Genomic DNA, 13926 nt, shown 5'->3' with positions numbered 1-13926 from the left:
GCCTTCTCATTCCGAGTAACAGTCTTTGTGTCAACTTTAGCTTAGCTGACAAATGGCGAGGGACAACTCACCAACAACGCTTTCCTCAAATTCTTTTCAGTAAGTAAAAAGGGGCCTGACGGCCCCTTTTTTTGAACAGTGCTTAGCGACGTAAACCGAGTCGCTCAATCAGAGATGCATAACGCTGATTGTTTTTACGCTTAAGGTAGTCCAACAACTTACGACGTTGGCTAACCATACGTAACAGACCACGACGTGAGTGGTGATCCTTCGCGTGTTCTTTAAAGTGGCCTTGCAGTTCGTTAATGTTAGCAGTCAGCAAAGCGACTTGAACTTCTGGTGAACCAGTGTCGTTTTCGCCCTGACCAAATTCTTTAACGATTTCAGCTTTTTTTGCCGCAGTTAGTGACATATCTTACTCCTAGTTTAAAAAAAATATCAGCGCCAATCACTAATTCAGCACTGATGGAATCGCCAAGCATTATACGGACTCACCTAAGCTTTAGCAATGCTTAGCACCCGCTTTGGCATAATTTTATCTTCATTCCAGAAGCCAAGTCCTAACAAGACTTCATCGCCTTCGCGTCGGACGCGCACAACATCGTCGTTCATCTGACTTTGGCCAGGCATAGGTGCGGCCGGATTACCGGCGACAAAACGCAAAGCATCCGAACTTTTGATGATCACCTCAGGCATTTGTTGGATGACTGAGTCACAAGGCAACAATAAAGTATCTAAAGCCTTATAATCGTCCTCTTCCGGCACACATTGTGCGGCACGTTCTTCCAGCTCTGCCAGCGTCACCATCGGCCCGTCTACGCCTTCTATCCAGGTGCGACGTAAAGCACTGACATGCGCCCCACAGCCAAAATATTGCCCCATATCGTCAATTAAAGTGCGTATATAGGTGCCTTTACTACAGGTAACTTCCAGACTTAGCTGGTCACCTTCGAAGGAAATTAAACGAATACTGCGAATGGTTATTTCGCGCGACTTGCGCGGCACTTCAATTCCCTGGCGCGCGTAATAGTAAAGTGGACGCCCTTCGTATTTGAGCGCCGAGAACATCGACGGGGATTGTTGCTGCGGACCGACAAAATCAATCACAGCCTGTTGCACGGTTGCCTCGTCCAGTTCCACCGGTCGTTGCTCAACCACTTCACCCTCAGCATCACTGGTGGTGGTGCGCACGCCGAGTTGCGCCGTTACCTCGTAGGTCTTATCTGCTTCTAGCGCGAAGTGTGAGAGTTTAGTGGCCTCACCGAAGCATAGCGGTAACACGCCAGTGGCTAAGGGATCCAGAGCCCCTGTATGGCCGCCTTTGCGGGCATTAAAAAAACGCCGCACCTGTTGCAGTGCGGCGTTTGAGGTAAGTTCCAGAGGCTTATCTAAGACTATCACGCCACTAATGTCGCGGCCTGACTTACGTCGTCCCATTAATCGTCTCCGTTCTCATCCTTCGGAGTATGGCGTTGTTCATCGCGACGAACCGCCTCATCCACCAATTTCGACATCCGGATACCTTCGTTCAATGACGGGTCATGCACAAACCGTAGTTCAGGCATGATCCGGGCTTTCACCCGTTTGCCCAACAAAGACCGGACGAAACCAGCGGCGTTATTGAGTACCTTCAAAGCTTGCTTTACCTGTTCCTCGTCATCCTGCATAAAGGTAACGAATACTTTGGCGTAGGCAAGATCACGCGATACTTCTACGTCCGATACAGTCACCATCGACACTCGAGGATCTTTAATTTCGCGTTGCAGTATCAGCGCAATTTCACGCTGATACTGCTGCCCCACCCGCTCTGTACGACTATAATCTTTCGCCATAAGAGTTAAAGGCTCCGCTCGATCTGGACAGTTTCGAAGACCTCAATCTGGTCGCCAACTTTTACGTCGTTGTAGTTCTTCACGCCGATACCACATTCCATACCGCTGCGAACTTCCTGCACGTCGTCTTTAAAGCGACGTAAGGATTCCAGTTCACCTTCGTAAATCACCACGTTGTCACGCAGCACACGAATTGGGGCAGAACGTTTAACGATACCTTCAGTAACCATACAACCGGCAATCGCGCCAATTTTCGGTGACTTGAACACGTCACGAACTTCAGCAAGACCAATGATTTGCTGCTTGAACTCTGGCGCTAACATACCGCCCATCGCTAACTTGATTTCATCAATCAGGTCATAAATGACGCTGTAGTAACGCAGATCCACTGCTTCTTGCTCAATCACTCGCTTGGCAGAAGCGTCTGCACGCACGTTGAAACCAACGATGATGGCATTCGATGCGCCGGCCAGCGAGGCATCGGTCTCGGTAATACCGCCAACACCACTACCGATAATGTTCACTTTAACTTCATCGGTTGACAGTTTCTGTAACGAATCCGCAATAGCTTCAAGTGAACCTTGTACATCAGACTTGAGTACGATGTTCAGTTCTTTCACGTCGCCTTCCTGCATGTTTGCAAACATGTTTTCCAGCTTCGCTTTCTGTTGTTTCGCTAATTTGATTTCGCGGTACTTACCTTGACGATAGTTCGCAACTTCACGTGCTTTACGCTCGTCTTTAACAACGGTCGCTTCGTCACCGGCTTGTGGTACGCCAGAGAGACCTAAAATCTCTACCGGAATAGATGGGCCGGCTTCTTTGACATCACGGCCAAGCTCGTCACGCATCGCTCGGATACGGCCATACTCAAGACCACAGAGAACGATATCGCCTTGGCGTAAAGTGCCTTCCTGAACCAGGATAGAGGCTACCGGTCCACGACCTTTATCCAGTCGTGACTCAATCACGATGCCGTGCGCCATACCGTCAGTAACGGCTTGCAAATCAAGTACCTCTGATTGCAACAAGATGGCTTCAAGCAGTGCATCAACGCCTTCACCTGAGTGTGCTGACACCGGCACAAACTGTACGTCACCGCCCCAGTCTTCAGGGATAACGTCACGTTGTGCTAATTCGTTCTTCACCCGATCCGGATCGGCTTCTGGTTTATCCATTTTATTAATGGCAACCACCAGTGGTACCCCTGCGGCTTTGGCATGCTGAATCGCTTCTACGGTCTGTGGCATAACACCATCGTCCGCGGCTACGACCAGGATAACGATATCCGTTGCACCGGCACCACGTGCCCGCATCGAAGTAAAGGCTGCGTGACCAGGAGTATCAAGGAAAGTGATCATGCCGTGATCGGTTTCTACGTGATACGCACCGATATGCTGGGTGATACCACCCGCTTCGCCGGCGGCAACCTTCGCTTTACGGATATGGTCAAGTAATGAGGTTTTACCATGGTCAACATGGCCCATTACGGTCACCACAGGCGCGCGTGGTGACTTCTGCTGATCGTCTTCATTACGATCGGCAAGAACTTCCTGCTCAAGCGCATTATCACTAACCAACACCACTTTATGGCCCATTTCTTCAACCACAAGTGACGCAGTTTCCTGATCAAGCACCTGATTAATGGTGACCATTTCGCCCATCTTCATCATCGCTTTGATGACTTCGCTGGCTTTAATTGCCATACGGCTGGCCAGTTCACCAACGGTAATGGTTTCACCGAGCTTCACTTCACGCTCTACCGGTGAGGCCGGCTTAGTGAATGCCTGGTGCAAGCTGGAACGTTTGGAACCCTTACGACGTTTTTCGCGACGCGGGGTTTCATCGCGCTCATCGTCACCACGACGACGCTTCTGCTTCTTGCGGTTACGACGCTCTTCATCAACGTCCTGCTCGTCTTCCGCTTCTTTGGCGTACTCGGAGGTGGTGAAGTGAACATCTTCCTGTTCAGCCTGCTTACGCTTAGCTTCTTCTTCCTGCCAGCGTGCAGAGTTTTCTTCTGCTAATTTGCGAGCTTCTTCGGCCTGACGTGCAGCTTCAGCTTCGGCTTTCTTACGAGCCTCTTCTTCTTGCGTTTTCCGCAAGCGTTCCGCTTCTGCCTTAGCTTCATCGGCTTTTTTACGCTCTTCAGGCGTCATCGCAGCACGCTTTTCTGCTTCTGCTTTCGCCTTGGCTTTTTCTTTCTCTTTACGAGCTGCTTCTTGCTTAGCCTTGTCCTCGGCCGCTTTCTTTTCCGCTTTTGCTTTTGCTTCAGCAGCTGCTTTTGCTTCTTCTTCCTGACGTTTGGCTTCCGCTGCAGCGCGTTCTTGCTCAGCTTTTTCCTGCTCAGCTTTCTGCTCATCTTCCAGCGTCGAACGTTTCACGTAGGTACGCTTCTTGCGCACTTCCACCTGCACTGACTTGCTCTTACCCGGGCCACCGCCAATGCTAAGCGTGCTTTTTTCTTTACGCTTCAACGTCATTTTACTTGGCTCTTGCGGACCTTTACCGCCATGAGCTTTATTCAAATGCGCCAACAGCGCTTGCTTTTCGTCTTCTGTGACTGAGTCGCCCGGCTTCTTCTTCATGCCCGCTTCAGCAAACTGTGTCACTAAACGATCAACTGTCGTACCTACATCTTTAGCTAGTTTATCCAGCGTTACTTCATCCATAGTCTGTCGTACCCCCGTTGATCTTATTCTTCGTCACCGAACCAGCAAATATTACGCGCCTGCATAATTAGCTCACCAGCCCGTTGTTCGGTTAACTCTTCAATTTCCGCGAGATCGTCAATGCCCTGCTCAGCCAGGTTTTCAAGAGTAACAATACCCTTACTAGCAAGCACATAGGCCAAGTGACGGTCCAAACCTTCAAGATTTAGCAAGGTTTCATCCGGCTCAACGCTCTCAAGCGACTCTTCATCTGCCAATGCTTTCGTAGTTAAAACGCCACGCGCACGGCTACGTAATTCTTCGACGATATCTTCGTCCATACCTTCAATGGTCAGCAGCTCGTCCATCGGCACATAAGCGACTTCTTCCAGCGATGAGAAACCTTCATCGACTAACACCGCCGCAAAATCTTCGTCAATAGCGAGGTGTTTAGTAAACAAGTCAAGCAAGCGCTGTGCTTCAGCTTCGTTTTTCTCGGTAAACTCATCCACTGACATCACATTCAATTGCCAACCGGTCAACTGACTGGCAAGGCGCACGTTCTGTCCGGCTTTACCGATGGCCTGAGCAAGATTACCTTCCTCTACCGCGATATCCATGGTGTGCGCATCTTCGTCAACAACGATAGATGCCACTTCAGCTGGCGCCATAGCGTTAATCACGAACTGTGCCGGGTTATCATCCCACAACACGATATCTACGCGCTCACCACCAAGTTCACCCGATACGGCTTGCACCCGGGCGCCACGCATACCTACGCAAGCTCCAACAGGGTCAATGCGGCGGTCATTGCTTTTAACCGCAATTTTCGCCCGTGAACCCGGATCGCGTGCTGCACCGCGGATTTCAATCATTTCTTCGCCGATTTCCGGCACTTCGATACGGAACAGCTCAATCAGAAAGTCTGGGTTGGTGCGACTGACAAATAACTGCGCACCTCGCGCTTCCGGGCGAACTTCATAAAGCAAACCGCGGACGCGGTCACCAACACGCACAGATTCGCGTGGTAGCATTTCTTCACGATAAATCATTGCTTCAGCGTTATTGCCCAAATCCAGCAGGACGTGCTCACGATTGGCACGTTTCACAATACCGCTGACCAACTCACCGACCTGGTCCTGATATTCATCCACCACTTTTGCACGCTCAGCTTCACGCACTTTCTGCACGATAACTTGCTTGGCGGTTTGCGTGGTGATGCGATCAAATTCAATCGAGTCAATTTGTTCTTCAACAAAATCGCCGGCTTGCACAGACTCATCTTCGTATTGTGCCGCAGCCAGACTGATCTCGCGGTACGGGTGCTCAAGCGGCTGCTCTGCATCATCGACCACTAACCAGCGGCGGTAGGTGTCAAAATCACCTGTGGTGCGGTCAATACTGACCCGTACATCGATGTCACCGTCGTATTTCTTTTTCGTTGCATGCGCTAACGCAGACTCCAGAGCCTCAAAGATTTTGTCTTTCGAAACGTCTTTTTCGTTCGAAACAGCTTCTGCAACTAATAAAATTTCTTTTGCCATTATCTTGCCTCGCCTGCGCAATCCTTAGTTTAACTGAGGAACTAAATGAGCTTTTTTCACTGCTGAGTAATTCACCGTCATTGGTTCACCCTCAACTTCGAATTCAACTGAGTTGCCATCAACTGCTTTGATGACACCTTTAAATTTACGTCTGTTTTGCTGCGCCATGGTCAATTCCACTGCCGCAGTTTCGCCTAGATAGTTCTGCATTTGCGCAGCACTGAAGAACGGACGTTCCATTCCCGGCGAGGACACTTCCAGGTAGTACTCGCTATTAATCGGGTCTTCCACATCCAGTAACGCACTCACCTGATGACTTACATCGGCGCAGTCGTCAACACCAATACCATCTTCATGGTCAATGTACACCCGCAAGGTCGAATGTTTGCCTGCGCGAACAAATTCTACGCCCCACAATTCAAAACCTAATGCCGCTACTGCTGGCTCAATCATGGTGACTAAGCGTTCTTCAATACGTGCCAAATTCTTGAACTCCTGAAACAAAAAAAGGGCGTAAACGCCCAGTGTTATGACTGCTAATTCGCTCGACATCTGATGTCGTACCGCATTGCAGCAGAGGTCACATAGTAAAAAGCCCCGGACAGAAGCGGGGCTTTTCGAACACTGGACCCTTTGTTAAATGGTTGCGGGGGCAGGATTTGAACCTACGACCTTCGGGTTATGAGCCCGACGAGCTACCAGACTGCTCCACCCCGCGTCCGAAAACGTGTCCATATTATAAAGATTCCCGAAGGAAACGCAACCAAAACAGGTTGCCAATTTGGTGCGGATGGCGGGACTTGAACCCGCACGCCCGAAAGCACTACCCCCTCAAGATAGCGTGTCTACCAATTCCACCACATCCGCATAAATCGTTAGTTATTCTGACTCTGGTACGTCGTTACCAGAAGTTGGGACTTCCTGGTTCACAGGAGCTGGCGCTTCGATGTTCTCGAATTCGCTCTCAACATCACCTGAACCTGACGACAAGTTGCCTAAAATCAGACTTAAAACAAAAAACACAATTGCAATCACAGCAGTCGTACGGGTCAGGAAGTTACCTGAACCACCGGAGCCAAACACTGTGTTTGATGAGCCGGCACCGAACGACGCGCCCATATCTGCACCTTTACCTTGCTGAATCATGATAATTCCGACCAGCACAATGGCAACGATAAGATACGCAATCATTAAAAATTCGTACATAGTTAGCTTCTCCGGGCTTGAGCCGCACGACAAATTGCAAGGAACGCTTCAGGTTCTAAACTTGCGCCGCCGATCAAGCCGCCATCAATGTCTGTTTCTGCGAATAATGCGGGAGCGCTATCCGCTTTGACACTGCCACCGTACAGCAATGGCACTGTTGCTGCAGCCGCATCATAACGCTGCTGCAACCAATTTCGTATAAATGCGTGTACTTCTTGTGCTTGCTGTGGACTTGCCGTTTTACCGGTGCCTATTGCCCAAACGGGTTCATAAGCTATCACCACATGCGCGAGTTGTGCCGCGCTGACATTAGCTAACGCCTTAGCTAACTGTCCTTCAATTCTTGCAAAGGTCTCGCCATTATCACGCTCATGTTCGTGTTCGCCGAGGCATAACACGACCTTAAGCTTTTGCTCTTGAAACGCTAACACTGCGTCTACTTTGGCTTGCACCCGATCGTCTGAGTCGCCGTACAACTGACGGCGTTCAGAGTGCCCGATCAGTACATATTCAGCGCCAGTTTCGGTAAGCAACTGCAGGCTGTGTTCACCCGTATGGGCACCGGCGTGATGCTCATTTACATCTTGCGCGCCTAAATGCACATCGTCGTAGAACACTTCGCTTTGCCAGGCCGGTAACAACACTGCCGGTGGACACACCACCACTGAGACATCGTTCAAAAGCGCACCTGACTCACGCAGAGCCTCTGCCAGCTGGCTGGTAAGGTGGCGATTGCCATTCATTTTCCAGTTCGCGATGACCAAGGGTTGCCGTTGCATAAATGCCTCTATTAAGTGCGTTTTAATTGCTACCTTAAGAGCGGCGAGATATTACATAACCTGCCGCCAACTTACAAGTACTGAATACTACAAAACAGCGAGACTGCTCATTAATTCGCCGCCGCCTCAACTTCACCTGCGATTTGCTGGGCCAGGGTTTTTACGGACTGCGCATCGCGGCCTTCAACCATGACCCGAATCAGCGGTTCGGTGCCGGATTTACGCAGCAGAACGCGGCCTTCATTGCCAAGCCGTTTTTCAACGTCTGCAACGGCAGACTGCACCGCCGAATCTGCTAACGGATCCGAGCCGGCCTGGAAGCGCACATTAATCAGAGCCTGCGGATATTTTTCAAAACCTTTTAGCAGATCACTTAAGCTGCATTGTTCCCGCTGCATTGCTGTCAGCACCTGTAGCCCCGCGATAATCCCATCGCCGGTACTGTGGAACTGACGATTGATAAGGTGGCCTGAGTTCTCGCCACCGATCTTCCAGTCCCGTTTAACCAGCTCTTCCATGACATAGCGATCGCCAACTTTAGCTCGCACAAAGGGGATTTTGCGATCGGCGAAGAATTTCTCCAGCGCAAAATTCGACATCAGCGTACCCACGATTCCGCCCTGCAACAGACCATCTTGCTGGGCTGCGCGGGCGAGGATATAAATCACATCGTCACCGTCGACAACCCGTCCTTCGCTGGTCACCATCATCAAGCGGTCACCGTCGCCGTCCAGTGCAAAGCCAAGGTCAGCCTTATGTTCACGAACACTCGCCTGCAGGCTTTTCAACTCAGTCGCACCACAGTCAGCATTAATATTGATCCCGTTTGGTGCCGTACCAATTTCGTGTACCGTAGCGCCCAGCTCGCGTAAAACGTCTGGCGCGATATGGTAGGTCGCACCATGGGCGCAATCCACGACAATGGTCAGTCCGCTTAAGGACAACTCAGAGGGGAATACACTCTTACAAAACTCAATGTAACGCCCCGGTGCATCGTCGATGCGGCTGGCCCGCCCCATTTGCTCTGACGGAACACATACCAGCGGCTCATCCAGTAGTCGCTCGATTTCGCTCTCAACGGCATCAGGCAGCTTGCTTCCCGAATCCGAGAAAAACTTAATACCGTTATCGTAATAGGGATTGTGCGAGGCACTGATTACTATCCCTGCCGCGGCACGAAAGTTACGCGTTAAATAAGCCACAGCAGGCGTCGGCATTGGCCCCAAAAACTCGACGCTAACGCCGGCGGAGAGTAAGCCGGCTTCTAAAGCTGACTCCAGCATATAGCCGGACAAGCGGGTATCTTTGCCGACCAGCACTCTTTGGTTGCCCGACTTCGCAAAAACCGTGCCGGCTGCCCAGCCTAGCTTTACCGCAAAATCTGGGGTTATTGGAAAATCGCCGACCCGACCACGGACACCATCGGTGCCAAAATACTTACGTTCACTCAACTGAAATCTCCAGCCAAGGTTGCTGCAACGACTTTCATTGCATCAACCGTTTCCCTGACATCATGCACGCGAATAATTCGCGCCCCTTTCATTGCTGCAATCGTCGCAGCGGCAAGACTCGCTGGTAAGCGATCTTCCACCTCTCGTCCGGTCACATGTCCCAGCATCGACTTGCGGGAGACACCTACCAACAGTGGTAGCTGCAGTTCGTGCAAGGCCTGCATGCGTTGCAGCAATTGATAATTATGCCTTACGCTCTTGCCAAAACCAAAGCCCGGATCAAGATAAATCCGTTCACGCGCGATTCCCGCTTCGTCGCAGGCGCGAATACGTTGCTGTAAAAACGCTTTCACCTCAATCACAACGTCTTCATAACGCGGTTGATGCTGCATGGTCCGCGGCTCGCCTTGCATGTGCATCAAACACACGTCGACATCATGCTGGGCTAACAAGGCCAGTGCGCCTTCATCCCGCAGCGCTCGAATATCATTCACCAGCGCAATGCCCTGATTCAGCCCTTCGGCCATCACTGCTGTTTTACAGGTGTCCAGCGACAGTGCCACGTCAAACTCCTGACGCAGGCGGGCAATCACAGGCATCACCCGATCGATTTCTTCCTGAACACTGACAGCGTCGGCCCCCGGACGCGTCGACTCACCGCCAATGTCCAGATAGTCCGCGCCATCGGCAATCATTTGTTCGGCCTGTTGCAAGGCACGATCAACACTGTTGAAACGGCCACCGTCAGAAAAAGAATCAGGGGTGACGTTGAGAATTCCCATCACTTTGGGAAGAGCTGTTGCAGCTGCCATACTTCGATCCTCAAAAAAAAGCCCCGTCTCCGGGGCTTTTCATACTTTAATTTGCGGGGGCGTCGCCCGGTTTATCCGTCAACGGCTGCTCATCTGAGCTCGCTGCCGCTCCTCCGCTTGAGTCATCGTTACGATCCGGCTTGTTCCAGTCACGTGGCTGACGCACGTCCCGACGATTCATCAAATCATCAATCTGGTCCGCGTCGATGGTTTCATACTGCATCAACGCATCTTTCATTGAATGCAGAATATCGACATTCTCTTCGAGAATACGTTTCGCCCGATCATAGTTACGATCAATAAAGAGTTTTACTTCCTGATCAATCGCCCGCGCGGTTTCATCAGACATGTGCTTATGCTGGGTCACCGAGCGTCCGAGGAATACTTCATTCTCGTCGTCAGCGTACAGCAAAGGCCCCATTTTTTCTGATAAGCCCCATTGCGTGACCATTTTCTTCGCAATTTGCGTCGCCCGTTCAATGTCATTCGAGGCACCGGTGGTCACTTTCTCATCGCCATAGATGATTTGTTCTGCCAGACGGCCACCGAATAAACTCGAAATCATGCTTTCCAGGTGCTGCTTGGAATGGCTGACGCGATCTTGTTCAGGCAGGTACATAGTTACACCCAGCGCCCGCCCACGTGGAATAATCGAGACCTTGTAAACTGGGTCATGCTCTGGCACCAGCCGGCCAACGATAGCGTGTCCCGCTTCGTGGTACGCAGTCTGTGCTTTTTCATCATCGGTCATGACCATTGAGCGACGCTCTGCGCCCATCATGATCTTGTCCTTGGCTTTATCAAACTCTTCCATCGCGACGACGCGTTTGTCAGAGCGGGCGGCAAATAACGCTGCCTCGTTGACCAGGTTCGCCAAATCAGCACCTGAGAATCCAGGAGTACCGCGCGCGATTAGAGATGCATCAACATCATCACCTAAAGGCACTTTGCGCATGTGTACTTTCAGAATTTGTTCACGGCCACGGACGTCAGGTAAACCGACCATCACCTGGCGGTCAAAGCGACCTGGACGCAGTAGCGCAGGGTCAAGTACGTCAGGACGGTTGGTTGCAGCGATGACAATAATACCTTCGTTGCCTTCGAAACCATCCATCTCAACCAACATCTGGTTCAGAGTCTGCTCACGCTCATCGTGTCCACCACCGAGGCCTGCGCCACGCTGACGACCCACAGCATCAATCTCGTCAATAAAGATAATGCACGGCGCTGACTTTTTCGCTTGTTCGAACATGTCACGCACTCGAGAGGCACCGACACCGACGAACATTTCAACGAAATCAGAACCTGAAATAGAGAAGAACGGGACTTTTGCTTCGCCGGAAATCGCTTTAGCAAGCAATGTCTTACCCGTACCAGGAGGTCCTACCATAAGCACGCCCGTAGGGATTTTACCACCTAAGCGCTGGAACTTGGTTGGATCGCGCAAGTACTCAACCAGTTCAGAAACCTCTTCTTTGGCTTCGTCACAACCAGCAACATCACTGAACGTCGTTTTAATTTGCTCTTCACTCATCAGCCGCGCTTTACTCTTACCAAAACTCATGGCACCACGGCCACCGCCGCCGCCCTGCATCTGACGCATGAAGAATATCCACACACCAATCAACAGCAGCATCGGGAACCACGAGATGAAGATCGAAGTCAGAATACTTGGTTCTTCAGGAGGCTTACCGACAACTTCAACGTTGTTCTTAAGCAGATCGTTCATCAGCTCAGGGTCGTTGAGTGGAATTACTGTGGTAAAGGTTTCACCTGTCCGCGATTGCGCCGTGATCACGCGACCGTCGATATCAGCTTTACGGATACCGCCGTTGTTTACCTGCGAAACAAACTGGCTGTAGGGAACCTGGGCACTTGTGCCGTTACCGGGACTAAAACTATTGAACACCGTCATTAATACGACGGCGATCACCAGCCAAAGAATTAGATTTTTTGCCATATCGCTCAAAGCTGACTACCTCATTTATTTGCGTTGCTTAGCTCGCTGCCAACAGCGTACTACAATTTGTATCCCGTAGCTACCAGATACACCTCTCGGGAGCGAGCCCGAGACGAGTCTGGCTTACGTGTGCGAACCGTTGTGAACGCGCCGCGCACGGCTTTCAGAAACTCTTCAAAACCTTGTCCATGAAATACTTTGACGACAAAACTGCCATTCGGTTTCAATACCTGGTGACACATATCTAAGGCCAGTTCGACCAGGTACATTGACCGTGGCAGGTCAACGTTATCGTTACCGCTCATATTCGGCGCCATATCCGACAACACTACGTCTACGTTCTTGCCCCCGATTCGGGTCAGCAGAGCCTCCAAAACACTTTCTTCGCGAAAGTCACCTTCGAGAAAATCGACGCCAGCGATCGGATCCATAGGCAGAATGTCACAGGCAATGACCTGACAGTTGCCTTCCAGCTTCTCGACCACATACTGCGACCAGCCGCCAGGCGCTGCACCAAGATCCACCACCGTCATACCTTGTTTTAAGATATGATCCTTTTGCTGAATTTCATCAATTTTAAATACCGCCCGGGAGCGTAGGCCCTGCTTTTGGGCCTTCTGTACATAATGGTCGCTAAAGTGTTCCTGCAACCACCGTGAACTGCTTGCTGATCGTTTTTTACCCATAGCCTCAATACCAAACTGGCTTCTACTACCCAGATGGCGGTAGAATAGCGAAAATTCAAGAGATAGTAGGATATTATTACATGGCTGCAGGGTTAACTTTAAGCAATAAACAGAAACAACACCTAAAAAGCTTGGCACACAAGCTCAAACCGGTGGTGTTATTAGGCGGAAATGGCCTTACCGAAGGCGTAATGGCGGAAATCGACCTTGCGCTTAATCATCATGAACTGATTAAGGTTCGGGTCCCTGAAGACGACCGTGAACTACGTGAGCAGATTTATACCACCATCGTCGCGCATACGCAGGCGTATCGGGTACAAGTCGTAGGTAAGGTGCTGACCCTTTATAAACCGGGTCCGGAAGGGAAAATTCAATTACCGCGCAGTTAACTGCGCGGTTTCTTCATGTTGCGTTGGGCGCTGGCAAGCGCCTTGGCGACTTGTTTAATCGCAAAACTAGCTGTGACATGGTCCGCTCTGCGGGCCAGATAAGTTTCCACCAGTAACGCCTGGTTATCCTCAGTTTTCTCCAGATTAAAAAGTCTGAACAATGGTTCGATCGCTTCCACTGCTTTGATTACCTGTGCCCGTTCTGAAGCCCTTTGATACTCAGATTGCACTGCTTCGGCCAGATGCAGTTGCGAAGGCGTAGGATAATTCAGCTGTTTGTCGGGAGAGAAAAACCAATCTAATGATATACCTGCGTTAATCAGTCCTACCACCAACTGATCGCTGGTGACTGTGCCGCGTTTGCGCCAGTTCGCATATGTTGAGTTGGGTATGCCGATTTTACGCATGATTTTTGCCAGGGGTAAATCACCGTAATACAGCTTCAACCGCGCAATACACTCGTCCATACTGAGTATTTCTACTTTGCTTTTCTGCGCCCTATGTGTAGTATTTATTTTAGTGTCATTTGACATCATTTTTCCTTAATATTTGTCTTTTGACCCACTTTTTAGTTCTTTTGAACGCACTGTGAACTCCACTTAAGTTCACAATGAGC

At 50.5% G+C, this 13926-nt stretch carries 14 protein-coding genes and 2 tRNA genes; 1 reads left to right on the top strand and 15 read right to left on the bottom strand.

The genetic code is table 11. The features are described from left to right. Nucleotides 1-142: 142 nt before the first annotated feature. The 14 genes from rpsO to rlmE all read right to left on the bottom strand — a co-directional run bounded on the left by rpsO (nucleotide 143) and on the right by rlmE (nucleotide 12921). Entirely contained in the window at nucleotides 143-412 is a 270-nt protein-coding gene (gene rpsO, locus J6J28_RS03445; protein WP_301719928.1) for a 30S ribosomal protein S15, read from the bottom strand. A gap of 83 nt (nucleotides 413-495) precedes the next feature. Then, entirely contained in the window at nucleotides 496-1437 is a 942-nt protein-coding gene (gene truB, locus J6J28_RS03440) for a tRNA pseudouridine(55) synthase TruB (protein ID WP_301719927.1), read from the bottom strand. Continuing rightward, the gene (rbfA, locus tag J6J28_RS03435) at nucleotides 1437-1832 is read right to left on the bottom strand and encodes a 30S ribosome-binding factor RbfA (RefSeq protein ID WP_301719926.1); all 396 of its coding nucleotides are present in this window, start codon (nucleotides 1830-1832) and stop codon (nucleotides 1437-1439) included. The genes truB and rbfA overlap by 1 nt, the downstream gene beginning before the upstream one ends. Before the next feature lie 5 nt (nucleotides 1833-1837). Continuing rightward, complete coding sequence (gene infB, locus J6J28_RS03430) at nucleotides 1838-4504, bottom strand: translation initiation factor IF-2 (RefSeq protein WP_301719925.1); 2667 nt, start codon at nucleotides 4502-4504, stop codon at nucleotides 1838-1840. 23 nt (nucleotides 4505-4527) lie between these two features. Further along, the gene (gene nusA, locus J6J28_RS03425) at nucleotides 4528-6027 is read right to left on the bottom strand and encodes a transcription termination factor NusA (RefSeq protein ID WP_301719924.1); all 1500 of its coding nucleotides are present in this window, start codon (nucleotides 6025-6027) and stop codon (nucleotides 4528-4530) included. Between the two features lie 24 nt (nucleotides 6028-6051). Then, a complete protein-coding gene (gene rimP / locus J6J28_RS03420) occupies nucleotides 6052-6510 on the bottom strand; it encodes a ribosome maturation factor RimP (protein ID WP_301719923.1) in 459 nt (152 codons plus the stop codon). Between the two features lie 158 nt (nucleotides 6511-6668). Further along, nucleotides 6669-6745 (bottom strand) — tRNA-Met (locus J6J28_RS03415). Between the two features lie 64 nt (nucleotides 6746-6809). After that, nucleotides 6810-6894, bottom strand: a tRNA-Leu gene (locus J6J28_RS03410). Nucleotides 6895-6906: 12 nt separating this feature from the next. Beyond that, a complete protein-coding gene (gene secG, locus J6J28_RS03405; protein ID WP_301719922.1) occupies nucleotides 6907-7233 on the bottom strand; it encodes a preprotein translocase subunit SecG in 327 nt (108 codons plus the stop codon). A 2-nt stretch (nucleotides 7234-7235) separates the two neighbouring features. After that, nucleotides 7236-8012 (bottom strand): triose-phosphate isomerase, encoded by a 777-nt coding sequence (gene tpiA / locus J6J28_RS03400; protein ID WP_301719921.1) that lies wholly within the window; start codon nucleotides 8010-8012, stop codon nucleotides 7236-7238. Nucleotides 8013-8122: 110 nt separating this feature from the next. Next, nucleotides 8123-9463: a phosphoglucosamine mutase gene (gene glmM, locus J6J28_RS03395; protein ID WP_301719920.1), complete on the bottom strand. Its 1341-nt coding sequence runs from the start codon at nucleotides 9461-9463 to the stop codon at nucleotides 8123-8125. Beyond that, complete coding sequence (gene folP, locus J6J28_RS03390; RefSeq protein ID WP_301719919.1) at nucleotides 9460-10275, bottom strand: dihydropteroate synthase; 816 nt, start codon at nucleotides 10273-10275, stop codon at nucleotides 9460-9462. The genes glmM and folP overlap by 4 nt, the downstream gene beginning before the upstream one ends. A 46-nt stretch (nucleotides 10276-10321) precedes the next feature. Then, nucleotides 10322-12244: an ATP-dependent zinc metalloprotease FtsH gene (gene ftsH / locus J6J28_RS03385; RefSeq protein ID WP_301719918.1), complete on the bottom strand. Its 1923-nt coding sequence runs from the start codon at nucleotides 12242-12244 to the stop codon at nucleotides 10322-10324. Between the two features lie 50 nt (nucleotides 12245-12294). Further along, nucleotides 12295-12921, bottom strand: coding sequence for a 23S rRNA (uridine(2552)-2'-O)-methyltransferase RlmE (gene rlmE / locus J6J28_RS03380; protein ID WP_301719917.1), 627 nt, complete (start codon nucleotides 12919-12921; stop codon nucleotides 12295-12297). An 80-nt stretch (nucleotides 12922-13001) separates the two neighbouring features. Here rlmE and yhbY point away from each other — a divergent pair, with 80 nt between their 5' ends. Next, on the top strand, nucleotides 13002-13310 hold the full coding sequence (yhbY, locus tag J6J28_RS03375; protein ID WP_301719916.1) for a ribosome assembly RNA-binding protein YhbY: 309 nt from the start codon (nucleotides 13002-13004) through the stop codon (nucleotides 13308-13310). On the opposite strand, the gene J6J28_RS03370 is transcribed toward yhbY, so the two are convergent. Then, nucleotides 13307-13777 (bottom strand): helix-turn-helix domain-containing protein, encoded by a 471-nt coding sequence (locus J6J28_RS03370; RefSeq protein ID WP_301719915.1) that lies wholly within the window; start codon nucleotides 13775-13777, stop codon nucleotides 13307-13309. The two genes, yhbY and J6J28_RS03370, sit on opposite strands and share 4 nt — an antisense overlap. Nucleotides 13778-13926 lie beyond the last annotated feature (149 nt).

The organism is Pseudidiomarina terrestris, from assembly GCF_030466375.1.
Classification (GTDB): domain Bacteria; phylum Pseudomonadota; class Gammaproteobacteria; order Enterobacterales; family Alteromonadaceae; genus Pseudidiomarina; species Pseudidiomarina terrestris.
Note: the sequence above shows the minus strand (reverse complement) of the source record. Positions and strands in the feature narration are given on the sequence as shown.